Origin of the sequence: Nocardia sp. NPDC006630 (assembly GCF_040611495.1) — a bacterium.
GTDB lineage: Bacteria > Actinomycetota > Actinomycetes > Mycobacteriales > Mycobacteriaceae > Nocardia.
This window is the reverse complement of sequence record NZ_JBEXOK010000002.1, coordinates 421,064-448,034: the sequence shown is the minus strand read 5'-3', so window position 1 is coordinate 448,034 and position 26,971 is coordinate 421,064. Positions and strand designations below refer to the sequence as shown.

Sequence of the window (26,971 nt, the reverse complement as noted above, 5' to 3'; positions counted from 1 at the left end):
TGCCGTGAGGGGCCAACGAGTCGTGTTGCTAAATAGTAGCTGTGCGATGGAGCAAATGACCAACTGGACAAATCGCCGTGGTGTGTCCGAGGCGAAGTCGACCGCGTACAACGCGATGGGCGACGAGTCGGCAGGCGCTCACCGGCGGCGATCTACACGCGGGGGAGCGCCCTCGGCGCGGCGGCCGGGGCGGTTCGGGAAGTGCTGTGCAGGGCCGGGATTCACCGACCCGAGTGGCGCGACTACCTACGCCGGGACGGCACCGGCGCGGCTGGTATCGAGCCAGCCGAGGGCCGCCGCGGTGAGCGCGGTGACGCCGTGGGCGATCGTGGGCTCGGCAAGCGGTGCGAAATACGGCGAGTGGTTCATCGGGATGTCCTGGTCGACCGTGCCCTTGTCCTGTGCCGCCGCGACTTTCGCCGGGTCCGCACCGCCGAAGAACCAGAAGGACAGCGGTGCCCCGGCGGCGTCGGCAAGGATGCTGACGTCCTCGCTGGCCGGGAAGGCGCCCATTTCCAGGACCTGCTCGTCGCCGAGGGCGGCCCGCAGCGCGGCGCGCGTCTTGTCCAGTGCGACAGGTTCGTTGATGGTGACGGGCAGCCGGGTCAGCGCCTCGATCGTCGGCGCGCGGTCCGCGCCCGCGGCTTCGGCCTCCGCGTGCACGATCCGCCGTATCGCCTCGAGCACCTTGGCGCGCAGCTCGGGGGAGTAGGTCCGAATGCTCAGGCCGAGTTCGGCCTGATCGGCGATGATGTTCTCCTTGGTGCCCGCGTGCAGTGTGCCGACGGTGACAACGGCCTGGTCCGACGCGGCGACCTCGCGGGACACGATGGTCTGCAGGCGCATGACGGTCGCGGCGGCCATCACGATCGGATCGACCGTCGTCTCCGGGCGTGAGCTGTGCCCGCCGCGGCCGTGCAGGGTGATCCGTAAGCTGTCGTTCGCGGAGAGGATCGCGCCCGGGCGTGTCGCCACGGTGCCCACCGCGATCGGCAGGACATGCTGGGCCAGCACGATTTCCGGCTTCCCGAAGCGTTCGAACAATCCGTCGTCGACCATCGCCTGGGCGCCGAGGCCGATCTCCTCACCGGGCTGGAAGACCCCGAGCACGGTGCCGGACCAGCGATCCCGCTCGGCGGCCAGCGTGTCGAGCGTGCCGAGCAGGCAGGTGACGTGCATATCGTGGCCACAGGCGTGCATGGTCGGCCGGCCGCTGTCCGGATCGGTGGCGGTCGAGGCGTAGGGCAGTTCGGTCTGCTCGCGCAGCGGCAGCGCGTCCATATCCGCGCGCAGCATGATCAGCGGGCCGGGACCGTTCGCCAGGCGGGCGACCACACCCGTTCCGCCGACTCCTTCCGTCACCTCATAGCCGAGGGCCTTCGCACGCCGGGCGACGATCGCCGCGGTGCGGTGCTCGGCGAAGGACAATTCCGGATGTGCGTGCAGGTCTCGGTACAGCTCCGCGAGTTCGGCGGTAATGCTGGCGACACGACTGTTGATCGACGGCACAGCGCCTATGATCCACGCCTCGGCGCCGCTCATGGCGATTTCCCCGTTTTCGTTCCTTCTGGAAGAAGCGCGGGCACCGCGATCGAAGCTGTCACGCACGGCATTTCGGGCATACGCGACAAAGGTTTGACCGGCGGCAATGGATATCGGGAGAGCCGAATCCCTTCCACATGAAACCCTTCGGTCCGGGTGGGTAGCGGACTAGCCTGTGCGGGTGGGCATGTGGTCGGTCGATCGATTGAAGTGGTGATTGGATTGGACAGGGTTATCCCGCTGGATCAGCCGCATACCTCGCGTATCTATGACTACTTCCTCGGCGGCAAGGACAACTACGAGGCCGATCGCAAGGCCGCGGACGAGATCCTGAAGGCCTGGCCCGATATTCGGACCGCGGCGCGGGTGAATCGGCAGTTCATGCAGCGCAGTACCCGGTACCTGGCGGAGGCGGGGATTCGGCAGTTCCTCGATATCGGGACCGGGATTCCGACCGAGCCGAATCTGCATCAGATCGCCCAGCGGGCCGCCCCCGATGCGCGGGTGGTGTACGTGGACAACGATCCGGTGGTCTTGGCGCACGCGCGGGCGTTGATGCCCGGAGGAACGGCTGGGGCGACGACCTACATCCAGGGTGACGTGACCGATCCACTCGCGATTCTGGCGGCCCCGGAGTTGGGTGAGGTGCTGGATCTCTCCGAGCCGGTCGCATTGAGCATGATCGCGCTACTGCATTTCGTGGAGGCCAGCATTCCGGCAATCGTGTCGGCGTTCCTGAGCGCGCTGGCGCCGGGGTCGTTCCTGGTGATCTGCACGATCACGGCCGACTTCGCCCCGGAGCAGGTGGTTGCTGCGCAGGATGTGTACCGGGTGCGGAAGTTGCCGGCGCAGGTGCGTACCCGTGATGAGGTGACCGGTTGGTTCTCGGGTTTGGAGTTGGTCGAGCCGGGTGTGGTGCCGCCGCATCGGTGGGGTTTGGCGGAGACGACGGAGATCTCCGCGTCCTTCGATGCCAAGGTGTCCTGTTACTGCGGTGTGGGCCGTAAACCCTGATCAGGGTCACGGCGGCCACTGGGACAGCGATATGGTGAGAGTCCCCGATAGATCCTGGTAGCCGATGATCGATCCCGAGCCGTTCGACACGCAGCGTGACCACGTGGCCTCGTCACTGCTCGCTGAGCTCGAGTCGGCGGGGTTCGAGCAGGTCGAGGAAATCGGGCGGGGTGGATTCGGGGTCGTGTATCGCTGCGGCCAGCCTGCCCTGGACCGGACGGTTGCGGTCAAGGTGCTCACCGCCGATCTCGACGCCGAGAACCGGGAGCGATTCCTCCGGGAACAGCGTGCGATGGGACGACTGACCGGCCACCCCAATGTGGTCGATGCGCTGGAGGTCGGGACCACCACCGGCGGGCGTCCGTACATCGTCATGCAGTACTGCGCCCAGGGCTCACTCGACGCGAGAATCCGGACCACCGGACCGCTTCCCGTGGAAGACATTCTCCGACTGGGTGTTCGGCTGGCCGGTGCGCTCGAAACCGTCCACCGTCTCGGCGTGCTGCACCGCGACATCAAGCCCGGCAATATTCTGCGCACCGATTACGGCGAGCCGGCGCTCACCGATTTCGGGATAGCCCACTTCTCGGGAGGCTTCCAGACCGAGACCGGGGTGGTGACCGGATCCCCGGCCTTCACCGCACCCGAGGTGCTCACCGGGGGGAGTCCGAGCATCGCCTCGGACATCTACAGCCTGGGCGCCACCCTCTTCTGCGCGCTCACCGGTCATGCGGCGTTCGAGCGGCATTCGGGGGAGCAGGTGGTGGCGCAATTCGTGCGGATCACCACCCAGCCGGTTCCGGATCTCCGCGCGGCGGGCGTCCCCGACGATGTCTGCGCGGTGCTCGAGCGGGCAATGGCCACACGCCCAGAGGATCGGCAGCCGAGCGCTGCGACACTGGGGGAGGAGTTGCGTAATATCCAGCACCGCAATGGATTTCGTGTTGATGACATGGCATTGCGGCTCGGCGCCGATGAATCTCGGCCCAGTGCTCCATCGGTATCACGCCCGGTGACCGAGGCGGTGCCCGAGGGAGGGGGGATCCGAAACCTGCCCCTGGAACTGACCAGCCTCATCGGTCGCGACCGCGAAGTCTCGGACGCGACGCGTCTGCTGTCGACTGCCCGGCTGGTCACCTTCACCGGTATCGGCGGGGTCGGCAAGACCCGCTTGGCTGTCCGCCTCGCCGCAGCGGTCGCGCGCGACTTCGCGGACGGGGTGTGGTTCGTCGAGCTGGGTGAGCTGGTCGACGAGGCGCTCCTGCCCGGTGTGGTGGTCGCCGCGCTGGGATTGCGCGAGTCGGTGCAGTCGCCCGAGGACACGCTGCTCGATTTTCTGGGTGCACGCCGCGGACTGCTGATTCTCGACAATTGCGAGCAGGTGATCGACGGCGCGGCGAAACTCTGCGAGACCCTGCTCAAAGGCTGTGCGCGGCTGCAGATTCTGGTCACGAGCAGAGAGGCGCTGGGTATCGGCGGGGAGGCTGTACTGCGGGTTCCGCCGCTGACGATTCCCGAATCCCGCAGTGCGCCGGCGCCGCTGGCATCGGAGCGGTATGCGGCGGTTGCGCTGTTCGCCGAACGAGCGCGGGCGGCGGTGCCGACATTCGAACTCACCGCGGACAATTGGGCAGTCATCGCTCACATCTGCCGGCGGCTGGACGGTGTGCCGCTGGCGATCGAGCTGGCTGCCGCGCGGCTGCGGGCCATGTCTCCCGAACAGCTCCTGAGCCGCCTCGCCGATTCCTTCGGATTGCTGACCCGCGGCGCCCGCGGATCGTCCACTCGGCAGCAGGCGCTGCGGCGGTGCATCGATTGGAGTTACCGGTTGTGCACCTCGCAGGAGCAGCTGATGTGGGCGCGGCTGTCGGTATTCGCGGGCGGCGTCGATCTCGAAGCCGCAGAACAGGTCTGCGCTGCGGAGATGGCCTCCGGGGACGTTCTCGACCTCCTCACCGCGCTGGTCGACAAGTCGATTCTGATCTGCGAGCCGTACGGGTCGTCGGTGCGCTTCCGCATGCTCGAGATCCTGCGTGACTACGGCCGCGAGCAGGCACAGCACAGTGCCGAGTACCCGGAGCTGCGGCGCCGGCATCGCGACTGGTTCCTGCGGCTGGCACTGCGGGCGCAGGAGGAATGGGTCAGTGCGCGGCAGCTGGAATGGATCGCGCGACTCGAGCGGGAACAGCCGAATCTGCGAGATGCCATGGAGTTCAGTGTTTCCGACGATCCGGTCGCGGGACTTCGCATCGCGTCGGCGCTGTACCAGTACTGGAGTTCGCGCGGTTTGTACGGCGAGGGACGGCGCTGGTTCGATCGGCTGCTGGACGGCGATCGGGGCAACCACCGTGCCGAGCATGTCATGGCGATCTACGCCGACAGCGCGCTCGCCGATATGCAGGGCGATCTCGAGGGCGCCGGGGCACTGGTCCGGGAAGGACAGTCGCTCGCAATGGAATCGGCGGACCCGGCCGTCGCGGCGATGGCGGCTTATGCGGCAGGCTTTCTCGCCTACAGCGGCGGGCAGATTCCGCGCGCCCGCGCCCTGCTGACCGATGCGGTGGCGGAATTCGGCCGGCAGCAGCGAGTCGCCCCGCTGGTCGAGGCGCTGATCATTCTGGGCCTGTGCCACGCGCTGTCCGGGGCCACCGAACAGGCACGCGATTGCTACACACAGGTTTTGGAGATCACCGAATCGCGAGGCGAATCGGTGGGCCGATCCTATGCGCAATGGTCCATGGCGGTATTGCAGTGGCACAGCGGTGAATCAGGCCGGGCCACGGAACTTTTGGGTGAAGCGCTCACGCGCCTGGCCCGGCTGGTGGACGATCCGGTCGGCACCGCCATGTGCCTGGAGGCCCTGGCCTGGATCGCCTGCGACACCGGCGATCCGGAGCGTGCCGCGGTGCTCATGGGTGCCGCGACCGCGCGGGGCGCCGCGGCGAGCAGCTGGCCGATCTCGCTGCCGAATCTGATGGCCAGCCACGTCGAGTGCGTCCGGGTTGCCGAATCGGCGCTGGGTACAGCGGGATTCGCGGCCGCGAGCCGGGCCGGCGAAGACATGTCGAGCGCGAACGCCGTGGTCTACGCGCTCGGCGAGTGACGCAGTCGGCGTCTGCTGCGTGGTCGCTGGTAGCCCTCAGGTCGCGAAGATCGAATACGATCGCGTCGCAGTGAGATTCGGTTTCAGGGAAGTATGGGTAGTGCGTTGATGAGCGTTCGTAAGGTCATTGCGGGAGTCCAGATCGAGTTGGTCCGGAAGGTAGTGAATGTCCTGACAGTGCCGCAGCGGTTGCCACTGCCGTGGGGTCCGACGCTGCGTGAGCGGGTCGAGGGTAAGACGGTGCTCATCACCGGAGCGTCCAGCGGTATCGGCCGCGCACTGGCGCTGCGGATTGCGGACGAGGGCGCGACCGTCATCGTGACGGCCCGCCGCACAAGCGAATTGGATCAGCTGGTCGCCGAGATCGGCGAGCGGGGCGGGCGGGCGTTCGCGCTCACCTCGGATCTGTCCACCGCCGAGGGCATCGACAAGCTCGCCGATCAGGTGCTCGTCGAGTTCGGTGCGCCCGATATCCTGGTCAACAATGCGGGCCGTTCCATCTGGCGTTCGATCGCCAGTTCCGAACACCGCCTGCACGATTTCGAACGCACCATGCGGATCAACTACTTCGGTCCGGTCGGGCTGATGCTGCGGTTCCTGCCGGAGATGCGCCGCCGCGGTTCCGGGCATATCGTGTCGAGTTCCTCGCTGGGCGTGATCACCGATGTGCCCCGGTTCTCCTCCTACCTCGGCTCCAAGGCCGCGCTGGAGGCGGTCATGCGGGTGGCGGCGGTCGAATGCCTTTCCGATGGAATCTCTTTCACGGATGTGCGGCTGCCGCTGGTCGCCACCGATATGAGCGCCTCGCTGGGCTGGAGCGGCTACAAGACGCTGTCGGCCGAGGCCGCGGTGGATATGCTGTCCGACGCCATCGTGCGCCGTCCCGCCCATCTGGAGAACCTGCACGGCGCGCTGTCGCTGTGGTTCAACCTGCTGCTGCCCGATGTGGCTCGTCGCGGGCTGAGCGAACTGCACCGCAGGATGCCCGATCCGGGTCTCGCGAAAGCGACTGCGCCGCAGGTGGAACCGGTCACCGCCGCTGCCGTGGTCGCGCCCGCGCACGACTGAGTTCCCGCGCACGACTGAGCTCCCACATGAGAAACGGCCGGTCCATCACAGATTCGTGATGGACCGGCCGGCCTCCGCGATGTGCGCGCCTCACCGCGAATGCGGTTGCCGCGTCATCGGTTTCGGCTCAGGAGGACGATCCGGTGCCCGACAGCAGGCCGGACAGCAGCCCGCTGGCGCTGCCGCTGCCCAGACTCGAGGATCCGGTCGAAACCTGCAGGTTCCAGGTGCCGCAGCCGGTGGTGAAGAACGCGATATCGGTCGACTGGATGGTGACGCTCGCCGAGCCGTTCACCGCCCCGCCGGTCTGCAGCACCGCGGTGGCGCTGGGGGTGAGCGCCGACAGTCGCGCCCAGGCGCAGGTGCTGAGAGCGGTGGTGGTGGTGTAGGTGCCCGCCTGGATATCGGTGCCGACATTGAAGATGGAGTCGGTGCTCATGCTGGTACCGGCCGCGCTCGCGGTACCGGTCGAGCTCAATACGGCGGTAGCGGCGAGAGCGAGCCCGCTGACCCAGAGTGACTTGCGCATATAGGGGGTCCTCAATCATCTGAAACGAATGTGTTTCGGAGGCTAGTGCGCGTGGGTTCGTTCTGTATGCATATCCAGGAACCTCACAGGAAGCGGCGGCGTAGCGGGCGGATGGCCGCCATCGACCATCCGCGCCGGACTTCCTAACCCGCTTGTGCGTAGCGTGCCGGTGCCGCGCTCGCGCCGGCTGCTTCCAGCGCCGCGCGCTGTGCCGCGCCCGCGAGGAACGGGAGGCGGGTGTCGGCCACCGAGGTCGGAATGCTGCCGAGGTGGTTGGTGACGAAGGCGACGGAGAGCCCGAGGGCGGGGATGGCGAGCGCGCCGGAACCACCCAGGCCGAAGTGGCCGAAGGCGCGGCGGGTGAGGCGGGTGCCGACGATCGCGCGGTGGTAGCCGCGGGCGAAGTGTGGTGCGGCGCCGAGGACATAGTCGTAGCGGCTGTTCGCGGGCATATGGGCAATGGCCGCAGCGGTTTCGGAGCGCAGCAGGCGGCGCTGGCCCAGTTGGCCGTCATTGGCCAGGGCGCCATACATCTTGCCGAGCGCGCGGGCGGTGAAGGTGCCGTTCCAGCCGGGCATCATGGCGTCGTACGGGCGCTGTCCGGTGGTCATATCGGCCCAGCCGTCATAGACCGCGCTGCGGGCGGAGCGGACCTGCCGGACGCCGGCGAAGGGTGCGATGAGGGTATCGATCGGTATGCGGGCGACGCCCAGGCGCGGACCCAGCGTGGCGATGCGGTGACGCTGATCTTCGGGGACGCCGAACCAGAAGTCATTGTCGCCGAGGGGTTCTGCCACTTCGCTGCGCAGCACATCGCGGAAGTCGCGACCGGTGGCGCGCTGAGCGATCTCGGCGATGAGGGTGCCGAAGGTGATGGCGTGATAGCCGGAGGCGCGCAGGCGCAGGGGATCCGGTGCGGCCGTGGCGATGGCCGCCGCCACCAGGTCGTGGTCGAGCAGCTGGTGCGCGTCTGGAAGCAGATCGCGAATGCGCTGCAGTCCGGCACGATGGCTGAGCACATCGCGAATCGTGATGTCGGCCTTGCCGTTTGCGGCGAACTCCGGCCAGTAGGTCGCGACCGGCGCATCCAATTCCAGTACGCCACTGTCGATCAGGCGGTTCGCGACAGTCGCGGCGACACCCTTGCCCGTGGAGTACGACAGTGCGATGCTGTCGGCCTGCCAGCGCCGATCCGGTGCCGCCCACCCCGACCAGATATCCAGCACCGGCTCACCGTGCAGATACACCGACAGCCCCCCGCCGCCCTGCCGCTTCCGGCGGAACATATGGAAGAACTTCGCCGCGACCGCCGTGAACCGGTCATCGATCACCATCGACGCGTGTGCAGCCGCCATAGTCAGACTCCTTTGTCTGTCGCGCTCACAGCAAAGTCGGTGCTAACAACTGCAAGCATCTTGCTAACTCACTGTAACCGCGCCCATTCGACGCAGGCAATGGATCGCCCCCCGACTGGCGGCTGCTGCCTACCGCCGCATGTCCGCCTGCGGTACCGGCCGATCGCAGACGCGCCATCTGTCGGTCTTCGCCAGGGTGAACAGGTACCGATCGCCCTTCTTATCGGGTTCGGTCGTATAGCGAATGAACGCCGTCAGTGATCCCCTGGGTGGCGTGAGTGTGATCGATACGACACCCCACAGCATGCCCGATCCCCGCCGTTCGACATCGCGCCGGGCCTGCTCGGCGAAGGCCGCGGCCGTCATCTGCTCGAGCTCGGATCGCAATGCGCCACAACTGCTTTCCAGCGCCAGCTCATGATCGCCGCGGTTGTGCGCGGCAATCAGTGCCGCGACCACCGCTTCGGCGTCGAGATGCTCGCCCTCCCCGGTTGTACTGCTGCTGTCCCCCACCGATGCCTCTCCCGAATAGCCCATGTCACCGAAGCGGTGGTGGCGACCGCAATGTCGCGGTAGACCACTATGGTCGACTATTCCAGCGCTGCAATCGGTTACCGAATCGGTGTCCGGTCGCGTGCGACGGTCACCAGGTTGATCAACGACTGCTGCTGGGGGCCGTCGGCGAGGGGTTGGCCGAGTTCCTGGATGTAGTCGGTGAGGTAGACGCGGTCGCCGGTCCAGCCGCGGTTGCCGAACCATGCGGTGGCTTCGCTGCGGGGCTCGTTGTAGATCAGGCGTACCCAGTCCGAGCCGCCGTCGCTGTCGGCCATGGCGGTGGTGGCCGCTTCGGGCAGGGGATCCATCTGCTCGATCGCGATTCGGCTGCCGGGGGCGCTGAGTGCGTCGATGGCGTCGAACAGCTGGTCCTGTGCGGCCGGGGGCAGGTAGATCAGCAGGCCCTCGACCAGCCAGGCGCTGGGCAGGGATGGGTCGAAGCCGCTCTCGCGCAGGGCTTTCGGCCAGTCTTCGCGCAGGTCCACCGGCACCTCATGGCGCTGTGCGCGCGGCTTGTGGCCCGCCTTGGTGAGAGTTTCGCGTTTGAATTCCAGTACCTGCGGGCGGTCCAGTTCGTAGACCACGGTCCCGTCGGGCCACGGCAGGCGGTACGCGCGGGCGTCCAGGCCGGCGGCCAGGATCACCACCTGCCGGATGCCGGTGGCCGCAGCGGCGTTCAGGAAATCGTCGAAGTAGCGGGTGCGGGTGATTTGATGCTGCTGGAACTGCATCCCGAATTCGGGGGTCAGCAGTGGATGGCCGGGCACACGGCCCTCGAGCAGGTCGACCCACTCCGGGCCGGCCGCCCGCACGAAGATCTCGGCGAGCGGGTCGTGGGCCGGTGCATCGGCCGCCCGGCCGGCCAGCGCGCGGGCCGCCGCGACGAACAATGCCGTGGATCCGACACCGGTATTGATATCCCAGGAATCTCCATCGGTTCGCATGCTCGCCAACGTACCGATTGCGGCGCGCACAGGCATTCAAGCGCACCGGGATTGCGAGAATCCTCCACGAATCAACCGCCGCAGCGGTTTTCGCCTCGTGAAATCAGGGCTGCGCGTCGGTGGGCGCCGCGCGGAGGCCGTCGAGCGTCACCGCGAGCAGTCGTTCCGCCGCCTCGGGCGTCGTTTCGCAGGCCACGCCGATCCCGTGGCCGAACCGGAGCACATCGCGAGGTTCGATATCCCTGCGGATCGCGCCCGCGTCCTGCGCCGCCTGCAGTACCGCCGACGCTGCCCCGGTGATCGCCGTGCGGCACAGCATGAAGGTCGGCGTGTTGTGATCCATCCCGGCCTTCAGGGTGGTGGCGAGGCTGCGATTGGCCATCACCCATTCCACCTGCTCTCGGAGCCAGATCGTGAATGCCTCTTCGGGCGTGTGCTTTTCGAGCAGCTCGTGGGCGCGCTGGCTCAGCTGCTCGATGCTGGAGCGGTAGACGGCCTCGATCAGCACTTCTCGATTAGGAAAGTGCCGGTACAGCGTGCCGATGCCGACGCCCGTGCGGCGCGCGATCTCCTCCAGCGGTGCGTCGGGACCCAGCTCGGCGAATGCCTCCTGAGCGGCCGACACGATCCGCTCATAGTTGCGCCGCGCATCGGCGCGCATCGGCTTTCCCGTCGGCGGTGCTTCCACGGACCCTCCAGTAGAAAACGGATGGACCCTCCGGATAGACTTGCGCAAGTGGAGGAACCCTCCATATGATAGCTCTATGGAAACGGAGGCATCCTCCGTTTGATTTCATTCGATGGAGCGTTCCTTGTCGACCACACTTTCTTCGAACAATGCTGTCGCGGACACCGTTGTCTCCACACCCCCCGAATCAAGCCGATTTCGATCGAACATTGTGCTGGTCACGCTGCTGACCTGCCAATTGATGATCGTCCTGGACGTCACGGTGATGAATGTGGCACTGCCGCGCATTCAGGCCGATCTGCATTTCAGCGCCACCAGCCTGTCCTGGGTCATGAACGCCTACACCCTGGTTTTCGGCGGACTGCTGCTGCTCGGCGGGCGCGCCGGCGATCTGTTCGGCCGCCGCAATCTCTTCATCGCCGGCGCCACCCTGTTCACCGTGGCCTCGCTCGCGGGCGGTCTCGCGCCGTCGGCGACCTGGCTGCTCATCGCACGTGTGGTGCAGGGCATCGGCGCGGCGATGGCCGGGCCCAGCACGCTCGCACTGCTGACCACCACCTTCCGTGAACCCAAGGCCCGAATCCGCGTACTGGCGCTGTTCTCCGGAATGTCCAGTGCCGGTTTCGCTATCGGCCTCATTGTCGGCGGCCTGCTGACCGAATGGCTGAGCTGGCGATCGGTGCTGTTCATCAATGTGCCCTTCGGGCTGGTGGTGGTGGCACTGGCGCTGCGCTATCTGCCCAGGGCCGAGCGGCAATCCGCGCATCTGGACCTGCCCGGCGCGATCACCGCCACCACCGGTGTGGCCGCACTGGTCTACGGCTTCATCAGCGCCGCGTCGGACGGCTGGGGCACTGCGACAACCGATATCTCCCTCGCGGCCGGCGTCATCCTGATCGCCGTCTTCCTCGTCATCGAATCGCGCACGGCCCAGCCACTTCTGCCCCTGCGCTTGTTCGCCGACCGCAATCGCGCCGCCGCCTACGCGAGCATGTTCCTGGCGCCCATGGCAGGCATGTCGATGTTCTTCTTCCTCACCCAGTTCCTGCAGGACGTCCTCGGATTGAGCGCTCTGGCAACAGGTTTCGCCTTCCTGCCCACCGCCCTGCTGATGTTCACCATGATCCGCACCATTCCGCGCCTACTCCCGCGCTTCGGCCCGAAGCCTCTGGCCATGACCGGCACCGCATCGATGGTCGCCGGACTCGTCCTGCTGACTCGATTGACGGCCGACAGCGGCTACTTCCCACTGCTGTTCGTGGCCATGCTCCTGATGGGTTTCGGTCTCGGCCTGGCGGTTTCGCCCCTCAATGTGATCATCATGTCGAACGTCGAACCCCACGACGCCGGGGCCGCCGGCGGCGCACTGCAAACCCTTCAGCAAACCGGCGCCTCCCTGGGCCTGGCCATCCTGGTCACCATCTTCGGCACCGCATCCCGCAGCGCCGGCGGCTCGGCCCAGCACGCCCTGGTCACCGGCATCACCACCGCCTTCACCGCGGCCGCCGCCATCGCAACCCTGACCTTCGCCGTCGCTCTGACCTTCCGAAACACCCGCTCCGCCAGCTGAATACGCGCACGCTCCATCCGCCTGGCCGGCACCGGCCGGGCGGATGGCCTGTGCCGGGAGCTCAGGCGCGAGCTCTGTCCCGGGCGAGGGCGCGGTCGCGCTGTTCCTCGAAGCGGGGGATCCTCACGTGCTGCATATCGTCGAGGAAACGGGATAGGCGTTCGCGGGCTTGTTCGCCGCGGGCGGTGAAGTCGTTGCGGCCGAAGATGTTCCATTGGCGGACCACGGGCATGAGGACGTCTTCGAGGTGCTGGCGCAGATCGTAGACGCCGTGTTTGGCCATCAGGACGCCGTTGCGGCGGAAGTTCGGCATGCCCGCGCCGGGCATCTGGAAGTTCTCGACAATGGTGTCGATGGCTTCCATGGCTTGGTCCGGGACCAGATCCAGGGCCGCGCCGCACATGGTGCGGTAGAAGATCATGTGCAGGTTCTCGTCTGCCGCGATGCGCTGCAGCATGCGGTCGGCGATGGGGTCGTCGCACACGCGGGCGGTATTGCGGTGGCTGACGCGGGTGGCCAGCTCCTGGAAGCTGACGTAGGCGACCGAGTAGAGGAAGCCGGCTTCGCCGTCGAGCACGGCGGTGGGTGCACTGAAACCGTGTGTCATATGCGCCATTCGGTCGTTCTCCAGCGCGACGGGGTCCACGCCGCGGGTGACGACCAGGTAGTCGCGGATGACCACGCTGTGCTTGTTCTCCTCCGCGGTCCAGCGGCCCACCCAGGTGCCCCAGGCGCCGTCGCGGGAGAAGTTCTCGGAGATCTCGCGGTGATAGGAGGGCAGGTTGTCCTCGGTGAGCAGATTGGTGATCATTGCCGCCTTGGCGACCTCGCTGAGCGTGGATTGCTCCGGCGCCCAGTCGATTCCGTCCAGCATGGCGAAGTTCCGGCCCGCGTCCCACGGAATGTAGTCGTGCGGATGCCAATCCTTGGCCCGCGCCAGATGCTGGTGCACGCATTCCTCGGCGACGGGTTCGAGCTCGGACAGGATCTCTCGCTGGGTCAGCTGACGCGGCAAACCATCCTCCTGGGATCCGGGGCCCGCGCCTGCTGCGCTGCGGCCGAGTTGTCCGGACCAATTCACCAGGGAATGTCGGTGTTCGTTAGAGGCAAAAGTCCCGACGGGCGGAACCTTGATGTAGCTCACACGGGGAGATTGGGCAACGGTCCGGGAGTCGAGGGGTCGACTCCCGGACCGTTTCGTGTTCCGGCCACCGGCGCTGTGTATCAGCGTCCCGCTGGGCACCATCGGATCGTGCGCCATCATCGCAAGCAGTCTGCGTTGCCGCGACGACCAGCGCATTCCCCGATATCTGCACGCTTGCGGTGCGCCGCACCGTGCCCGGAGCAGACCGGGCGGCGATCGCCACTGCTGGTGAATCTCCGCCGGTCACAAGAAGTCTCACGGACGTGGGGGCCGACGTCGAACCGAGGGGAGTGGATGGCACGGCGCGTCGGTGGGTTGGCACAAACGGGACACGGGCTATTCGAAGATCGCGAGGAGCCGGCGGCTGCGCGCGATCATCGCCGCGGCGCTCTCGTTCGGATGGTGCAGCCACCAATCGACCAGCGCGGTGACCGTGCCCATCCAGACCGCGGTGACCGCCGACAGATCCTCCGGATCGGTCAGCCCGCGTCCGTCGAGGACCCGGCCCACGCCCTGTCCGGCCTGTTCGGCAATGCGCCGCCGCGCACCCTGGGCGGCCTGCGCGGCGGCCCCGTCGGCGGGATGCGAGCGGTCGAAAATGACCTTCCAATCATGCGGTCGCGGTTCGAGCGCGGTGAAGATGGCGGCCAGCGTGTGCTCGGCCATCTGCAGCGTCGCCGGACCGCTGATCGCCTCGTCGATCGAATCGCCGAGTGCGGCTGCGGCCCGCTGCACACACGCCACGTACAACCCGTCCTTGGTGTCGAAGTAGGCGTACACCAGCGGTTTCGACACACCGGCCCGGGTGGCCACCACGCCGAGTGACAGGCCCGCATAACCGACCCGGGCGATCTCCGCGGCCGCGACATCGAGGATCTGCGCCTCCCGCTGCGCCCGCGGCACACCTTTGGTTCCCGCACCGCTCACCACTGCCGCCTTCCGTCCGCACCCTTTGACACCGGATTGAGCTCTCGGTAATTTACCAAATAGTCAATTAATGTGCGCCGGGCTGCGGCAGCCCATGAACATCACCTAGGACGGCGTCGAATGAAGAACCCACTGATCACCGCATTGCTCAACCCGACACCGTCGGTCAGGGACTTCTTCGGCGGCGCGCCCGATCTGCGCGGCAAGACGGTCGTTCTGACCGGAGCCTCCTCGGGTATCGGTGAATCGACCGCACAGCTGCTGGCCGCGCGCGGCGCTCATATCCTCGCCGTCGCCCGCGACCGCGAACGACTGGACACCGCGTGCAAGGTGATCACGGACGCAGGCGGCACCGCTCACCCCATGCCCTGCGATATGACCAGTGCCGACGAGGTGGCAGCGCTCGCCGCCGATGTGCTCGACCGCTTCGGCCCGCCCGCTATCGTCATCAACAATGCCGGCCGCTCGATCCGCCGCACCGCGCTCGAGGCCGCCGATCGCCCGCACGACTACGAACGCACCATGGCGGTCAACTACTTCGGCCCCGTCCGGTTGACCCTGGCGCTGCTCCCGGCCCTGCGCGAGGCTGGTCGAGGCCACATCATCAATATCGGCACCTGGGGCACCACCGCCGGAGTGATGCCCAAATTCACCGCCTACCACGCCTCCAAGGCCGCGCTCTCGGCCTTCGGCCGCAGCCTCGGCGCCGAATGCCACGGCACCGGAATCGCGGTCACCACAATCGGATTCCCGCTGGTGCGCACACCCATGATCAGCCCCACCGGCGACTACGACACCCAATCCACGCTGACTCCCGAGCAGGCCGCGCAGTGGGTACTCACCGCGATCCGCGATCGCCCGGTCGAGCTGTACCCCACCTACGCCGCCGCCCTGCGCCTGCTCTCCACCGTTTCACCACGTCTCGCCGATGCTCTGGTCCGCGCCGCCGGCATCTGAACCCCGGCTCAGCCCAACGGCTTTCGAGCCAGATCGCGTCCGATGATCTCCTTCATGATCTCGGTCGTGCCCGCGTAGATCGTTTGCACGCGGGTATCGGTGTACGCGCGGCCCACCGGATACTCCGACATGTACCCGTACCCGCCGTGCAGTTGCAGACAGCGATCGACGACCCGCTTCTGCAGTTCGCTGGTGTACCACTTGCCCTTTGCCGCGTCGACGGGCGTCAGCGTGCCCGCGTTGTAGGCGTGCACCGACTTGTCGACGTAGGCCTCGACGATATCCAGTTCGGTGGCCATCTCGGCGAGTTCGAAGCGCACATGCTGGTTATCGCCGATGGGTTTGCCGAATGCCGTTCGGGTGAAGCAGTATTCGCGCGTCACCTCGAAGATCGCCCGGGACAGTGCAATGGCCCCGGCGCTGATCCCGAGTCGTTCCCGGGGCAGATGACTCATCAGATTCTGCAGTCCGCGTCCGACACCGCCGAGCACATTGGCGCTCGGCACCCGCACATTGTCGAAGAACAGTTCGGCGGTGTCCTGGCCCGGCAGTCCGATCTTCGCGAGCTTGCGACCCCGCTCGAAGCCGGGCATATCCCGCTCGACGACAAAGAGCGTGAAGGCCCCGGTACCGCCGGCCGGATCGGTGCGGGCCGCCACGATCACCACATCGGCCATGATGCCGCTCGAGATGAATGTCTTCTGCCCGTTGAGGATCCAGTCCGCACCGTCCTGTCGCGCCTCGGTCCGGATCCCCCGCAGATCGCTGCCCGCCCCCGGTTCGGTCATGGCCAGCGCGCCGATGATCTCGCCGGTGGCGAAGCCCGGCAGCCAGCGCTGCTGCTGCTCCTCGGTGGTCAGATCGAGCAGATAGTGCAGCACCAGATCGTCCTGCAGCGCCAGCGTCAGCGCGAAGGACAGTGCGTGCGCACGGGAGACCTCCTCGCACACGACCATTCGATAGCGGTAGTCGAGTTCGCCTGCGCCGCCGTACTGTTCGGGAATCTGCAAGGCGTAGATCCCCGCTTTCGCGGCCGCCGCGAAGGCGCTCCGATCTATCCAGCGTTCCTCGTCCCAGCGCTCGCGGTGCGGAATCACCTCGCGAGTCAGGAACTCGCGCACCGTCTGCCGGTAGAGTTCGTGGTCCTCGGTGTAGAAGTCGCGGTCCATGGCTCAGAGCCGTTCGATAATGGTGACATTGGCCTGACCGCCGCCCTCGCACATGGTCTGCAACCCGTAGCGGCCGCCGGTGCGCTCGAGTTCGTGCAGCAGGGTGATCATGAGCCGGGTGCCCGAAGCGCCGAGCGGATGCCCGAGGGCGATGGCGCCGCCGTTCACATTGACCTTCGCCGGATCGGCCTTAAGCTCGTGCAACCACGCCAGGACCACCGAGGCGAAGGCCTCATTGATCTCGGTGAGGTCGATATCGGCCATGGTCAGACCGGTCTTGGCGAGCGCGCGCCGGGTGGCGGGAATCGGTGCGGTCAAAAGGTTCACCGGATCTGCGCCCAGTACCGACAGGTGATGGATGCGGGCGCGCGGGGTGAACCCGTGTGCCTCGACCGCCGCCTCGGACGCGATCAGCACGGCCGAGGACGCATCGGAGATCTGGCTGGAGACCGCCGCGGTGACCCGTCCGCCGGGGACCAGTGCCGGCAGCGAGGCCATCTTTTCCAGCGTGGTGTCAGGGCGCGGCCCCTCGTCCCGGGTCACCCCGTCGAATGCGGAGATCTCGCGATCGAACCGCCCCTCGTCGCGGGCCCGAACGGCGCGGGTATGACTCTCCAGAGCGAAGCGCTCCATATCCTCCCGCGAGATGCCCCACTGCTCGGCAATCGTTTCCGCACTGCGGAATTGGGAGACCTCGGCAGAGCCGTAGCGTGCTGCCCACCCCTTGGATCCGGTCCACGGATCGGTCGCACCGAACGGCTCGCCCGCGGTGAACGAACTGAGGATCGGGTACTGGGTCATCTTTTGCACGCCGCCGGCGATGATCAGATCACAGGTCCCGCTCATCACGGCCTGCGCCGCGAAATGCACTGCCTGCTGCGAGGATCCGCACTGCCGGTCGATGGTGACCCCGGGAACGGTCTCCGGCAGCCCGGCCGCGAGCGCGGCGGTGCGCGCGATATCGCCCGCCTGTGAACCGATCGCGTCCAGGCACCCGTAGATCACATCGTCTATGGCGGCCGGATCGAAGTCGCCGCGCTCGACCAGCTCACGAATGACATGGGCGCCGAGATCGGCCGGATGGGTGTCGCTGAAACCGCCTTTGCGGCGGCCGACCGGGGTGCGGGTGGCGTCGACGATATAGGCCTCGGGCATGGTTTTCCTCCGGTGATGGTGTGCGGTGGGGGAGTTCAGTGCGCGGACAGGCCGGCGCGAATGAACGACTGTGCGGTGCTGATCAGCAGATCGATGGATTGTGCTGTGGCATGCCACCATTCGGGCGCCCAGTTCAACGCGCCGATGATCAGCATGCGGGCCGAGCGTGGATCGATATCGGTGCGGATCGAGCCGTCGGACTGACCCTCGCTGATGAGCGCGCGCCAAATGGCGTGGTACTGAGCGCTTTCCCGGCCGACCTGCGCGCGCACATCGGCGGGCAGCTGCCCGGCATTGCGGGTGACGGCGGTGGCGAAGTCGGAGAGCTCCAGCTCGACTCGCAGATGCGCGTCGACGGCGGTGCAGACCCGGTCCAGGGCCGCGGTACCGGGTGGCAGGGCATCGAGCGCCTCGGTGACGTGCCGCCGCAGCCATTGCTGCCCGACGATCATCACCTCGGCGACCAGGGCCTCCCGCGAATCGAAGTAGTAGTACACGGCGGGTGCGCGCAACTGCGCGACCTCGGCGATATCGGTGAGTCGCGCTGCTGCATAACCCTTTTCGGTCAGCACGGCCGCGGCGGCCGCCAAAATGCGGTCGCGGCTGCCATTGCCCGGATTCCTCGCCGGCCTGGCCATCGCTACGGCATCGTGTATCCGCCGCTGACCGAGAACACCTGACCGGTGACCTGGCGCGCGGCACTGTCGGAGGACACCCAGAGCACCGAATTGGCGATGTCCTCGGCGGTGGTGAGCCGGCGCAGCGGAATGTCCTTGCGCAGGAACTCGATCTGCTTCTCGTTGAAGACCGCGTCCTGGCCGACCGCCCACAGGCTGCTCGGCCCGACCGCATCGGGCCCGTCGGGGATGACCAGGCCGGGGCATACGACATTGGAGCGAATGCCGTGGCGGCCGTGCTCGCGGGCGGTGGTGCGCGCCAGGGCGATCAACCCGGCCTTGGTCGCACCGTAGATGCCCTGGCGGATCTGCCCGAAGGCCGCGTCACTGGCAATGAAAACGATGGCGCCGGAGCCTGTCTCGCGCATGGCGGGAATCGCTGCCTGGGTGGCGGCAATGGCGGTGTAGAGATTGATCTCGATGGTGCGCTGCCATTTCGCGCGGTCGGTGTCCTCGGCAATGAAGCCGGGCACACTCCAGCCCGCATTGTTGACCAGCACATCGAGCCCGCCCCAGTGCTGTACCGCGCGATCGACCGCCTCCTGTGCGACGCCGTCGAGTGTGAGATCACCCGCGGCGACCTCGACGGCCGCGGCGCCCAGTTCCAGCGCCTCCGCCCGCACATTCTCGGCCTGTGGCCCATCGATATCGCTGATCACTATGCGCGCGCCTTCGCGGGCGAAGCCGTGCACGATGCCCCGGCCGATATTGGAGCCGCCGCCGGTGACGAGCACGCGCGCGTTGTGCAGCTGAAGATCCATGCGGTCGTACCCCTTCGTTGTTGCCTGCGGCTTAATTTAATCTATATTCAATTCAATAAGCAAGGCTGGTATATGACAAGGAGGTCCTATGACGGTGGAGCTGTCCGCGATTGCCGCGGCCGATCCGGTGGCGCGAGCTGCGGAGGTGGCCGGATTCCCGAACCTCGGGCCGGAGGATCGCTTCGGTGTCCGCCAGATCGGCCACGGTCCCGAGCGAATCGCCGTCGAGCAGCGTTTGCCCGTAGGAAGCGCGGGGGAGTTGCCGATCGGCTGGCTCGGTCCGCTCGCGGATTTTGTCACCGGGCGTGCGGTGCAATCGGCGCTCGTCCCCGATGTCGGCATTCGTACGCTGTCGCTGCATATGCAGGTCGGTGCAGGCGGATTGCGCGGTGGCCATCGCATTCTGGCCACCGGGGAGGTCGTCGAGATCGGTGCGCATTCGGTCCTGGCGAGCGGGCGGATCACCGATGAGGCGGGAACCCTGGTCGCGGAGGTGACCGGGCGATTCATAATCGTTCCCGGTTCCGTGCAGCCGGTTGCCGGCGCCGGATCGGAACTGACTGTGCCCGAGACGGATTCGCTCGCCGTGCAGTTGGGTGCGGAGCCCGCCGCCGGTGGCCCGGGGGAAACCCGATTCGTGCTGCGGCCCGCGGAGTGGATGGCCAACCCGTACGGCATTCTGCACGGCGGTATTCCGGTCGCCTTGGCCGGACTCGCGCTGGCGGAGGCCGCGGCCGCGGCTGCCGGCCGGGTGCGGACGCTCGGAGTGGATATCACCTTCCATCGTCCCGGTCTGCTCGGCACTGTGCCGGTGACGGCGGGTGCCGTGGTCGAACGCGCCGGACAGCGGATCGTGGCCGCGAACGCGATTGTCTACCAGGGCAGTTCACAACAGCCGATTGCCAGAGCGGCATGCACGATGCTGCGAACAGGAGTGTGAGCCATGGGTGTCGTAGCCGCGGGCGGACCGCTCGAGACCATCGAATACACCGTGGCCGGCGGCATTGCGACCCTCTGCCTGAACCGTCCGGAGGCGCGCAATGCGATGGACCTGCAGCTCGCCGAAGAGCTGCTGATCGTCGCCCGGCGCTGCGCCGCCGACCGCGATATTCGCGCGGTCCTGATCAAGGGCAATGGACCGGCGCTGACCGTCGGCGGCGATATTCGCTACTTCACCGAATCCGCGCAGCCCTATGGAGATCTGTTCCGGCGCATGACCGGTCCGCTCCACGAGGCCTTCCGCATTCTGAGCAGGCTGGACCCGCCGATTGTCACCGCCGCCCACGGTTCGGTGGCCGGTGGCGGACTCGGCCTGGTGTATATCGCCGACTTCGTGCTCGCGGCCGAGCGCACCAAGTTCGCCACCGGGTACGCCGCGATCGGGATCTCCGGTGACGGCGGTGGAACCTGGTTCCTGCCGCGCCTGGTCGGTCCGCGCCGCGCTGCCGAAATGTATTTGCGGAACAAGGTTCTCGATGCGCGCGAGGCCGCTGAATGGGGGCTCATCACGGAGGTGGTACCACACGATGAACTCACGGATCGCGCCGAAGACCTGGCTCGTGAACTTGCCGCCGGGCCGACGAAGGCCTTCGGTCAGATGCGCGCGTTGCTACGAGCGTCCTGGGACAACACCCTCTCCGAACAGCTCGTCGAAGAGTCCGAAGCGCTTGTCGCAACCGGCAATTCGGCCGACGCCACGCACGCGATCGAATCCTTCGCGGCCAAGCGCAGCCCCACATTCGAGGGTCGCTGAGCGGTATCGTTTCGAGCGACCTGCAAGCAGTCGCTAGCGGTGCCGTTTCGAGCGACCTGCAAGCAGTCGCTAGCGGCCCGGGCTGAGCCCGTTGCGGACGATATCCTGTGCCGTCCGCACCACGGTATCGAGCGATCCGCGCTCGGGCGTCCACCATTCGGCCGCCCAATTCAGCGCGCCGAGAACGAGCATGCGGGCGATGACCGGATCGAGCCCGGCCCGCAATTCACCGGCGGCCACGGCGTCATCGAACAGGGCGCGCCACATCTTGCCGTACTTGGCCTCCTCCTCCAGCTGCCGCACCCGAATCTTCTCGGGAACCTGACCGGCATTGCGAATGGAAGCCGTGGTGTAGTCCGAGATCTCGAGCTCGTGCCGCATATGCGCCTCGACCGCGACCAGAATGCGGTCGATGGGCCGGACCTCGGCGGGCACCTCGGCCAGGACGCCGCCCACGTGCACATTCATATCGGCGATGCCCGCCCACATGACCTCCTCGACCAGATCGTCCTTGGAGGGGAAGTAGTAGTAGATCGCCGGAGCCTGCAGCTCGGCGATCTCCGCCACCTCCGACAGCCGGGTGCCGGCATATCCCTTGCGGCTCAGCACGTATGCGGCCGCGTCGAGAATGCGCTTCCGGGTGCGCACCGCCTTCGACTCGGCACCGGTCTCGATGCTGTCGCCGGTCGGTGCTGAAGCTGATTTCCTGGCCACGGGACGACTATAGGGCCAGGTCGGGCCCTGCTCGGACAGCGCGCCCCCCGGGCGTCCGGTGATGTGTCGTTGACCACTCATATCTTCTAATCTATATTAGATTCAAATTCAGGCAGGAGTGATGACGTGCAGGTTTTCGCCAACATCCAAGAGTTCGCCGCCGCCGAGGGGACCTCGCTCGGGACCACCGAATGGCTCGACATCGATCAGGACCGGATCAACAGGTTCGCCGATGCAACGGGGGATCACCAGTGGATCCACACCGATCCGGCGCGGGCCGCGGACGGACCGTTCAAGTCGACCATCGCGCACGGATTGCTGACGCTCTCGCTGCTGCCGGTGCTCAATCACGAGCTCTATCGGATCGAAAACGTCACGATGGCAGTCAATTACGGCTTCGACAAGGTGCGCTTCATCGCTCCGGTGCCGGTGGGCTCCCGGGTGCGCGGCAGCACCACGATCGAATCGGTGACCGAGGTGCCCGGCGGTGTTCAGGCGAAGTTCAGCACCACCATCGAGATCGACGGCGCGGCCAAGCCCGCGTGTGTCGCCGAATCGATCGCCCGGTTCCTCGCATGACGGGCCTGCTCAGCGGGAAGACGGCCGTGGTGACCGGCGCGGCGGGTGGCATCGGACTCGCTGTCGCACAACTGTTCCACGAGCACGGTGCGGCGGTGGTGCTGGCCGATATCCATGAGGCCGGTGCGCGATCCGCCGCCGAACTGGTCGGGGCTCGGGCCATCGGCGTGGGCTGCGATGTGACCGACGAGGATTCGGTCCAGCGCCTGGTGGATGAGGCCGTGCGCTGGTCGGGTCGCCTGGACGCCTTCGTGAACAATGCCGGGGTCACCCGCGACGCCTCGCTGCGGAAGATGGCCGTGGCCGACTTCGATACCGTCATCGCCGTCCACCTGCGCGGCACCTGGCTGGGTGTGCGCGCCGCGTCGGCGGTCATGCGCGACGCCGGTGGCGGCTCGATCATCAATATGTCTTCGCTGTCCGGAAAGTCGGGCAATCCGGGGCAGACCAACTACAGCGCCGCCAAGGCCGGCATTGTCGGCATGACCAAGGCGAGCGCAAAAGAATTGGCGCACAAGGGTGTCCGGGTCAATGCGATCCAGCCCGGCCTGATTCGCACCGCCATGACCGAGGCCATGCCGCCGGAGGTCTTCGCCGAGCGCGAGGCCGCGATTCCGATGAAGCGCGCCGGTGAGCCCCGTGAAGTCGCAGGCGCCGCACTGTATCTCGCCTCCGATCTGTCCAGCTATACGACCGGCGCGGTGCTCGAGGTGGGCGGGGGGCGATTGATGTGAGCGATATTGTGCTGACCGAGGTGTCGGAAGGGGTCGCCACCATCACCCTCAACCGGCCCGAGCAGATGAATGCCATTTCGGTCGAATTGGGTGCGCGACTGCATGCCGAGCTGTTGACGCTGGCCGCCGCCGCCGATGTGATCGTGATTCGCGGTAGCGGCGGAAACTTCTGTGTCGGTGGCGATTTCCGGGAACTCGAGCAATTGCGGGCGCAGGGCCGGGCGGCCATGGCGCCGCTGTTCACCAACTTCCGCGCGGCGTGCGATGCCATTGCCACCCTGCCGGTACCGGTGGTGTGTGCGGTCGAGGGTTACGCCATGGCAGGCGGATTCGAACTCATGCAGGCCGCCGATATCGTCCTGATCCACGAGCAGGCGGTGGTCGCGGATACCCATTCGCGCTTCGGCCAGATACCCGGTGGCGGCGGCAGTCAGCGCCTGCCCCGGCTGGTCGGCCGCCAGCGGGCGCTGGCGCACATTCTCACCGGTGACAGCCTCTCGGCCGATGAGGTGGTGGCCTGGGGCCTGGCCTATCGCAAGCTGGCGGCCGCCGAATTCGATACCGCAGTCACAGCATTCGCCCGGCGGCTGGCCTCCAAGGATCGTGCAGCACTGGCCGAGATCAAGCATCTGGTCGGCACCGGTCTGAGCCTGCCGCTCACCGAAGGTCTCGATCTCGAATTCGACGCAGTGCTCGACCATCTCTCGGGTGCGACGGCAGGAGCCGGAATCGCCTCGTTCACCACGGATCGCGGGAGCAAATAGTGTCCGAGCGGGAGCAAATAATGTCCGATCTGGTCCGGCTCGATATCGACGCCGATGGCATCGCCCGGTTGCTGCTCAACAGTCCGGAGACCTCCAACGGTATGGATGTGCCGTTCCTGCAGGCGCTGCACGCCGCGATTCTGCGGGTGCACGGTGAGCCCCGGGTGCGGGCGGTGGTGCTCTCCGGCGCGGGGCGGAACTTCTGCGCCGGCGGCAATATCAAGGTCTTCGCTGCCAAGGGCGAGCAGCTGCCGGATTATCTGCGCGAGGCCACGGCCTGGTTGCAGATCGCGGTGGCCGCACTCACACAACTGAATCCTCCGGTCATCGCCGCTGTCCACGGATTCGCCGCCGGTGGTGGGGGATTCGGACTGGTCTGCGCCTCGGACTTCGTGATCGCCGCGGACTCCGCGAAATTCATGTCCGGTGCGGTGCGTGTCGGCATGGCTCCGGACGCGGGTGTCTCGGTGACTCTTACCCAACTGGTCGGCCTGCGCCGTGCGATGCACATTCTGCTCACCAATCCGGTGCTCGACGCTGCGGAGGCGCTCGATATCGGATTGCTGACACAGGTCGTACCGGCCGCGGAACTCGAGCAGGAGGCATTTGCCTATGCCCGGCAATTCGTCGACACCGCACCGAAAGCGATCGGTGCGACCAAGCGGCTCGTCTGGGGTGGCCTCGGTGCGACGCTCGCCGACCGCCTGCCGGAGGAAGCCCGCACCGTTTCCGAACTGTCCGGCACGGCGGATTCCCGCGAGGGGCTCGCCGCGGTGATCGAACGGCGTGAACCGAAGTTCCGGGGCGAATAACGGTGTCCGACAATATGACTGAACCTGTTGCCGCGACGCCGGTCTTGACCGAGGACATCGGCGCGGTCCGCATCATCACGCTGAACCGCCCGCATCGGCGCAATGCCATCGATATTCCACTGCGGCTCGCCCTCGCCGATCGACTCGAAACGGCGATGGCCGATACGACTGTCCGTGCGATCGTACTGACCGGCGCGGGCTCCGGATTCTGTGCGGGCGGCGATATTTCGACCATGCGGCGGATGGACGAGTCGGAAGCCCGCCCGCGTGCGCAGGCCGCGCAGCGGGTCGTCCGTGCGATCTGGCAGGGCGGCACTCCGGTGATCGCGGCTGTCGAGGGGTCCGCGTTCGGCGCCGGAGTATCGCTGGCCCTGGCTTGCGATCGCGTGGTCGCCGCTGAGGACGCGGTATTCAGCACCGCCTTCACCGGTGTCGGGCTGGCCGGGGATATGGGCATTTTCGCCTCGCTCCCGGCCCGGGTCGGCCCTGCGAAGGCCCGGCAGCTGATGCTGTTGCCGACCCGGCTGTCCGGTACCGAGGCCGCGATGCTCGGCCTCGCCGATGTGGTTGTTCCCTCCGGCACCGCATTGGAATGCGCCGTGGCAGATGCCGAACGCATCGCTGCCGCACCACCTTTGGCGATCGCCGCCCTGAAGTCGCTGCTCGCACGCTGGCCCGGCGACCCGCTCGCGGTGCTGGAGCGCGAGGTCGACGCCCAGGTGCGGCTGTTCGACACCGAAGATTTCGCCGAGGGAGTCTCGGCGTTCCATGAGAAGCGAACACCCGCGTTTCGCGGGAAGTAGATGGAAGCCCGCCCATGACCTCTGTGGCAGAACGCAACCTCATCGAATCGTATTGGGCGCGCGACAATAGCGTGCCGCTGTCCGATCACACCGTCGGTGCCCTGCTCGCCGACCGTGCCGCGCACCACGGTGACACCATCGCCCTGGTCGCCACACCGCACAGCACGACGGAACCGTGCCGATTCACCTATACCGAGCTGTACGGCAAGGCGCTACGCGTCGCGGCCGCGCTCACGACCATGACGGAACCCGGTGACTTCGTGGCCCTGTGGGCTCCCAATGTCGCGGAGTGGCCGGTCATCGAATTCGGTGCGGCCCTGTCGGGGCGGGTGCTCGTCGCGATCAATCCGGCATTCCGGCAGGGTGAACTCGCCTACGCGCTGCGGCATTCCGGCGCGAAGGTGTTGATCCACGCCGAGGAGAACCGGGGTTACCACATGGCGGCTGTGGCGAAGGCGGCCGCCGCCGAGGCGCCCGGTGTGGAACACCTGATCAGTCTGTCCGAGCGCGAGCGGTGGCAGTCCCCGTACCTTGCCGGTACCGAATTCGGTCCTTGGGCGAGCGATCCGGACGCACCGGTGATGCTGCAGTACACCTCGGGCACCACCGGCAATCCGAAAGGTGTGCTGCTGCGCCATCGTTCGCTGGTCAATGTCGCCAGAATGACCATGGAGGCCGCCGAGATCGCCGAGGGATCGGTCTTCGTCAATCCACTGCCGATGTTCCACACCGCCGCCTGCGTGATCGGCACGCTGGGCCCGGTCTGGAAGGCGGGAACCCTGCTACTGGTCGAAACCTTCACCCCGGCAGCGATATTGGAGTGGTCGAGGCAGGAGCGGGCCGAGGTGCTCTTCTTCGTTCCGACGGTGCTCGCCGCACTGCTGGAGGAGGTGCGCGGAAAAGAGGACACCGCACCGCGATTCGCGAGCATTGTCGGCGGCGCCGCCAATGTCCCGCGGTTCTTGATCGAGGGCTCGGCGCGGGCGTTCGGCGCGTCCGTGCACAACCTGTTCGGTCAGACCGAACTCGCGCCGGTCCTGACCTTGACGCGCAAGTCGGATTCCATCGAGGACCAGCTCGCGACCGTCGGGCGTCCGATCGGCCAGGTGGAGGCCAAGATCGCGGGCAGCGACGGCGCCGGAGTCGCGCCGCTGGGCGCCGAGGGTGAGATCTGCGCGCGTGGCTATCAGCAGATGATCGAGTACTTCCGGGACCCGGAAGCCACCGCCGCGACCATCGACGCCGAGGGCTGGCTGCACACCGGAGATCTGGGATCGATGGACAGCCGGGGCTTCATCACCGTCACCGGGCGGCTCAAGGACATGATCATCAGCGGCGGTGAGAACATCGCGCCGGCCGAGGTGGAATCACGACTGGTCGAACACGATGCGGTACGGCAGGCGGCCGTGGTCGGCGTGCCGCACGACAAATGGGGTGAGACCGTCGCCGCGGTGCTGGTGGTGCGCGGGGAACGACCCGATGATCTGGTCGATTCGGTGAAGGCGCATCTGAGTGCGAGGCTCGCGCCGTTCAAGACTCCGCGCCGCTGGTTCGTCGCCACCGAACTGCCGACAACACCGTCGGGCAAGATCCAGAAATTCAAACTGCGCGAGGCCATTCTCGCCGCATCCGTCGACGAGATCGGGTGAGCGGC

General features: G+C 66.9%; 26 protein-coding genes. 13 read left to right on the top strand and 13 right to left on the bottom strand.

Going from position 1 to position 26,971, the window contains the following annotated elements:
* Positions 1–246: 246 nt before the first annotated feature.
* Positions 247–1,542 carry an amidohydrolase gene (locus ABZX86_RS06420; RefSeq protein WP_355120653.1) on the bottom strand — a complete coding sequence of 432 codons (1,296 nt, stop codon included), beginning with the start codon at positions 1,540–1,542 and terminating at the stop codon, positions 247–249.
* Between the two features lie 222 nt (positions 1,543–1,764).
* Between ABZX86_RS06420 and ABZX86_RS06415 the strand changes: the two genes are divergently transcribed.
* The 3 genes from ABZX86_RS06415 (at position 1,765) to ABZX86_RS06405 (ending at position 6,727) form a co-directional block, all read left to right on the top strand.
* Complete coding sequence (locus tag ABZX86_RS06415; protein ID WP_355120651.1) at positions 1,765–2,556, top strand: SAM-dependent methyltransferase; 792 nt, start codon at positions 1,765–1,767, stop codon at positions 2,554–2,556.
* A gap of 64 nt (positions 2,557–2,620) precedes the next feature.
* Complete coding sequence (locus ABZX86_RS06410; RefSeq protein ID WP_355120649.1) at positions 2,621–5,659, top strand: protein kinase; 3,039 nt, start codon at positions 2,621–2,623, stop codon at positions 5,657–5,659.
* A 108-nt stretch (positions 5,660–5,767) separates the two neighbouring features.
* Positions 5,768–6,727 carry an SDR family NAD(P)-dependent oxidoreductase gene (locus ABZX86_RS06405; RefSeq protein ID WP_355120647.1) on the top strand — a complete coding sequence of 320 codons (960 nt, stop codon included), beginning with the start codon at positions 5,768–5,770 and terminating at the stop codon, positions 6,725–6,727.
* A 127-nt stretch (positions 6,728–6,854) separates the two neighbouring features.
* On the opposite strand, the gene ABZX86_RS06400 is transcribed toward ABZX86_RS06405, so the two are convergent.
* The 5 genes from ABZX86_RS06400 to ABZX86_RS06380 form a co-directional block, all read right to left on the bottom strand.
* Positions 6,855–7,256, bottom strand: a complete 402-nt coding sequence (locus tag ABZX86_RS06400) for a hypothetical protein (RefSeq protein WP_355120645.1) — start codon at positions 7,254–7,256, stop codon at positions 6,855–6,857.
* Positions 7,257–7,399: 143 nt separating this feature from the next.
* Positions 7,400–8,611 (bottom strand): serine hydrolase domain-containing protein, encoded by a 1,212-nt coding sequence (locus ABZX86_RS06395; protein WP_355120643.1) that lies wholly within the window; start codon positions 8,609–8,611, stop codon positions 7,400–7,402.
* Between the two features lie 129 nt (positions 8,612–8,740).
* Positions 8,741–9,124, bottom strand: a complete 384-nt coding sequence (locus ABZX86_RS06390) for a hypothetical protein (protein WP_355120641.1) — start codon at positions 9,122–9,124, stop codon at positions 8,741–8,743.
* Positions 9,125–9,222: 98 nt separating this feature from the next.
* Complete coding sequence (locus ABZX86_RS06385) at positions 9,223–10,110, bottom strand: SAM-dependent methyltransferase (RefSeq protein ID WP_355120639.1); 888 nt, start codon at positions 10,108–10,110, stop codon at positions 9,223–9,225.
* A 103-nt stretch (positions 10,111–10,213) separates the two neighbouring features.
* Positions 10,214–10,771, bottom strand: coding sequence for a TetR/AcrR family transcriptional regulator (locus ABZX86_RS06380; RefSeq protein ID WP_355120637.1), 558 nt, complete (start codon positions 10,769–10,771; stop codon positions 10,214–10,216).
* Between the two features lie 238 nt (positions 10,772–11,009).
* Here ABZX86_RS06380 and ABZX86_RS06375 point away from each other — a divergent pair, with 238 nt between their 5' ends.
* A complete protein-coding gene (locus ABZX86_RS06375; RefSeq protein WP_355120635.1) occupies positions 11,010–12,368 on the top strand; it encodes an MFS transporter in 1,359 nt (452 codons plus the stop codon).
* 61 nt (positions 12,369–12,429) lie between these two features.
* Here the strand turns inward: ABZX86_RS06375 and ABZX86_RS06370 are convergent, their stop codons facing one another.
* Positions 12,430–13,383: an acyl-ACP desaturase gene (locus ABZX86_RS06370; RefSeq protein ID WP_355120633.1), complete on the bottom strand. Its 954-nt coding sequence runs from the start codon at positions 13,381–13,383 to the stop codon at positions 12,430–12,432.
* A gap of 465 nt (positions 13,384–13,848) precedes the next feature.
* The gene (locus ABZX86_RS06365) at positions 13,849–14,439 is read right to left on the bottom strand and encodes a TetR/AcrR family transcriptional regulator (RefSeq protein WP_355120631.1); all 591 of its coding nucleotides are present in this window, start codon (positions 14,437–14,439) and stop codon (positions 13,849–13,851) included.
* Positions 14,440–14,559: 120 nt separating this feature from the next.
* On the opposite strand from ABZX86_RS06365, the gene ABZX86_RS06360 reads away from it, so the two are divergent.
* Positions 14,560–15,396, top strand: coding sequence for an SDR family NAD(P)-dependent oxidoreductase (locus ABZX86_RS06360; RefSeq protein ID WP_355120629.1), 837 nt, complete (start codon positions 14,560–14,562; stop codon positions 15,394–15,396).
* A gap of 8 nt (positions 15,397–15,404) precedes the next feature.
* On the opposite strand, the gene ABZX86_RS06355 is transcribed toward ABZX86_RS06360, so the two are convergent.
* From ABZX86_RS06355 to ABZX86_RS06340, 4 genes are read right to left on the bottom strand one after another with little or no spacing between them, the layout of a single operon-like run.
* Positions 15,405–16,565, bottom strand: coding sequence for an acyl-CoA dehydrogenase family protein (locus ABZX86_RS06355; RefSeq protein WP_355120627.1), 1,161 nt, complete (start codon positions 16,563–16,565; stop codon positions 15,405–15,407).
* Between the two features lie 3 nt (positions 16,566–16,568).
* Positions 16,569–17,720, bottom strand: a complete 1,152-nt coding sequence (locus ABZX86_RS06350; RefSeq protein ID WP_355120625.1) for an acetyl-CoA C-acetyltransferase — start codon at positions 17,718–17,720, stop codon at positions 16,569–16,571.
* Positions 17,721–17,755: 35 nt separating this feature from the next.
* Positions 17,756–18,358 carry a TetR family transcriptional regulator gene (locus ABZX86_RS06345; RefSeq protein WP_355120623.1) on the bottom strand — a complete coding sequence of 201 codons (603 nt, stop codon included), beginning with the start codon at positions 18,356–18,358 and terminating at the stop codon, positions 17,756–17,758.
* Positions 18,359–18,360: 2 nt separating this feature from the next.
* Positions 18,361–19,158, bottom strand: a complete 798-nt coding sequence (locus tag ABZX86_RS06340) for an SDR family oxidoreductase (RefSeq protein WP_355120621.1) — start codon at positions 19,156–19,158, stop codon at positions 18,361–18,363.
* An 88-nt stretch (positions 19,159–19,246) separates the two neighbouring features.
* Between ABZX86_RS06340 and ABZX86_RS06335 the strand changes: the two genes are divergently transcribed.
* Both ABZX86_RS06335 and ABZX86_RS06330 read left to right on the top strand, forming a co-directional pair.
* Positions 19,247–20,098, top strand: a complete 852-nt coding sequence (locus ABZX86_RS06335; RefSeq protein ID WP_355120619.1) for a hotdog fold thioesterase — start codon at positions 19,247–19,249, stop codon at positions 20,096–20,098.
* Positions 20,099–20,101: 3 nt separating this feature from the next.
* Entirely contained in the window at positions 20,102–20,911 is an 810-nt protein-coding gene (locus ABZX86_RS06330) for an enoyl-CoA hydratase-related protein (RefSeq protein ID WP_355120617.1), read from the top strand.
* Positions 20,912–20,980: 69 nt separating this feature from the next.
* Here the strand turns inward: ABZX86_RS06330 and ABZX86_RS06325 are convergent, their stop codons facing one another.
* The gene (locus ABZX86_RS06325; RefSeq protein ID WP_355120615.1) at positions 20,981–21,625 is read right to left on the bottom strand and encodes a TetR/AcrR family transcriptional regulator; all 645 of its coding nucleotides are present in this window, start codon (positions 21,623–21,625) and stop codon (positions 20,981–20,983) included.
* 126 nt (positions 21,626–21,751) lie between these two features.
* Between ABZX86_RS06325 and ABZX86_RS06320 the strand changes: the two genes are divergently transcribed.
* From ABZX86_RS06320 to ABZX86_RS06295, 6 genes are read left to right on the top strand one after another with little or no spacing between them, the layout of a single operon-like run.
* The gene (locus tag ABZX86_RS06320) at positions 21,752–22,204 is read left to right on the top strand and encodes a MaoC family dehydratase (RefSeq protein WP_355120613.1); all 453 of its coding nucleotides are present in this window, start codon (positions 21,752–21,754) and stop codon (positions 22,202–22,204) included.
* Positions 22,201–22,938, top strand: a complete 738-nt coding sequence (gene fabG, locus ABZX86_RS06315; protein WP_355120611.1) for a 3-oxoacyl-ACP reductase FabG — start codon at positions 22,201–22,203, stop codon at positions 22,936–22,938. Before ABZX86_RS06320 ends, fabG begins: the two co-directional genes overlap by 4 nt.
* On the top strand, positions 22,935–23,702 hold the full coding sequence (locus ABZX86_RS06310; RefSeq protein ID WP_355120609.1) for an enoyl-CoA hydratase/isomerase family protein: 768 nt from the start codon (positions 22,935–22,937) through the stop codon (positions 23,700–23,702). Before fabG ends, ABZX86_RS06310 begins: the two co-directional genes overlap by 4 nt.
* Before the next feature lie 20 nt (positions 23,703–23,722).
* A complete protein-coding gene (locus ABZX86_RS06305; protein ID WP_355120607.1) occupies positions 23,723–24,514 on the top strand; it encodes an enoyl-CoA hydratase-related protein in 792 nt (263 codons plus the stop codon).
* A 14-nt stretch (positions 24,515–24,528) separates the two neighbouring features.
* On the top strand, positions 24,529–25,317 hold the full coding sequence (locus ABZX86_RS06300; RefSeq protein WP_355120605.1) for an enoyl-CoA hydratase-related protein: 789 nt from the start codon (positions 24,529–24,531) through the stop codon (positions 25,315–25,317).
* Positions 25,318–25,331: 14 nt separating this feature from the next.
* The gene (locus ABZX86_RS06295) at positions 25,332–26,966 is read left to right on the top strand and encodes an AMP-binding protein (protein WP_355120603.1); all 1,635 of its coding nucleotides are present in this window, start codon (positions 25,332–25,334) and stop codon (positions 26,964–26,966) included.
* The last annotated feature ends 5 nt before the right edge of the window (positions 26,967–26,971 follow it).

Excerpts from the sequence above, each read along its gene's own strand:
- ABZX86_RS06420 (WP_355120653.1), bottom strand. The coding sequence starts at position 1,542 with ATGAGCGGCGCCGAGGCGTGGATCATAGGCGCTGTGCCGTCGATCAAC.
- ABZX86_RS06410 (WP_355120649.1), top strand. The coding sequence starts at position 2,621 with ATGATCGATCCCGAGCCGTTCGACACGCAGCGTGACCACGTGGCCTCG.
- ABZX86_RS06405 (WP_355120647.1), top strand. The coding sequence starts at position 5,768 with ATGAGCGTTCGTAAGGTCATTGCGGGAGTCCAGATCGAGTTGGTCCGG.
- ABZX86_RS06400 (WP_355120645.1), bottom strand. The coding sequence starts at position 7,256 with ATGCGCAAGTCACTCTGGGTCAGCGGGCTCGCTCTCGCCGCTACCGCC.
- ABZX86_RS06395 (WP_355120643.1), bottom strand. The coding sequence starts at position 8,611 with ATGGCGGCTGCACACGCGTCGATGGTGATCGATGACCGGTTCACGGCG.
- ABZX86_RS06385 (WP_355120639.1), bottom strand. The coding sequence starts at position 10,110 with ATGCGAACCGATGGAGATTCCTGGGATATCAATACCGGTGTCGGATCC.
- ABZX86_RS06380 (WP_355120637.1), bottom strand. The coding sequence starts at position 10,771 with ATGCGCGCCGATGCGCGGCGCAACTATGAGCGGATCGTGTCGGCCGCT.
- ABZX86_RS06360 (WP_355120629.1), top strand. The coding sequence starts at position 14,560 with ATGAAGAACCCACTGATCACCGCATTGCTCAACCCGACACCGTCGGTC.
- ABZX86_RS06355 (WP_355120627.1), bottom strand. The coding sequence starts at position 16,565 with ATGGACCGCGACTTCTACACCGAGGACCACGAACTCTACCGGCAGACG.
- ABZX86_RS06350 (WP_355120625.1), bottom strand. The coding sequence starts at position 17,720 with ATGCCCGAGGCCTATATCGTCGACGCCACCCGCACCCCGGTCGGCCGC.
- ABZX86_RS06345 (WP_355120623.1), bottom strand. The coding sequence starts at position 18,358 with ATGGCCAGGCCGGCGAGGAATCCGGGCAATGGCAGCCGCGACCGCATT.
- ABZX86_RS06340 (WP_355120621.1), bottom strand. The coding sequence starts at position 19,158 with ATGGATCTTCAGCTGCACAACGCGCGCGTGCTCGTCACCGGCGGCGGC.
- ABZX86_RS06335 (WP_355120619.1), top strand. The coding sequence starts at position 19,247 with ATGACGGTGGAGCTGTCCGCGATTGCCGCGGCCGATCCGGTGGCGCGA.
- ABZX86_RS06330 (WP_355120617.1), top strand. The coding sequence starts at position 20,102 with ATGGGTGTCGTAGCCGCGGGCGGACCGCTCGAGACCATCGAATACACC.
- fabG (WP_355120611.1), top strand. The coding sequence starts at position 22,201 with ATGACGGGCCTGCTCAGCGGGAAGACGGCCGTGGTGACCGGCGCGGCG.
- ABZX86_RS06305 (WP_355120607.1), top strand. The coding sequence starts at position 23,723 with ATGTCCGATCTGGTCCGGCTCGATATCGACGCCGATGGCATCGCCCGG.
- ABZX86_RS06300 (WP_355120605.1), top strand. The coding sequence starts at position 24,529 with ATGACTGAACCTGTTGCCGCGACGCCGGTCTTGACCGAGGACATCGGC.
- ABZX86_RS06295 (WP_355120603.1), top strand. The coding sequence starts at position 25,332 with ATGACCTCTGTGGCAGAACGCAACCTCATCGAATCGTATTGGGCGCGC.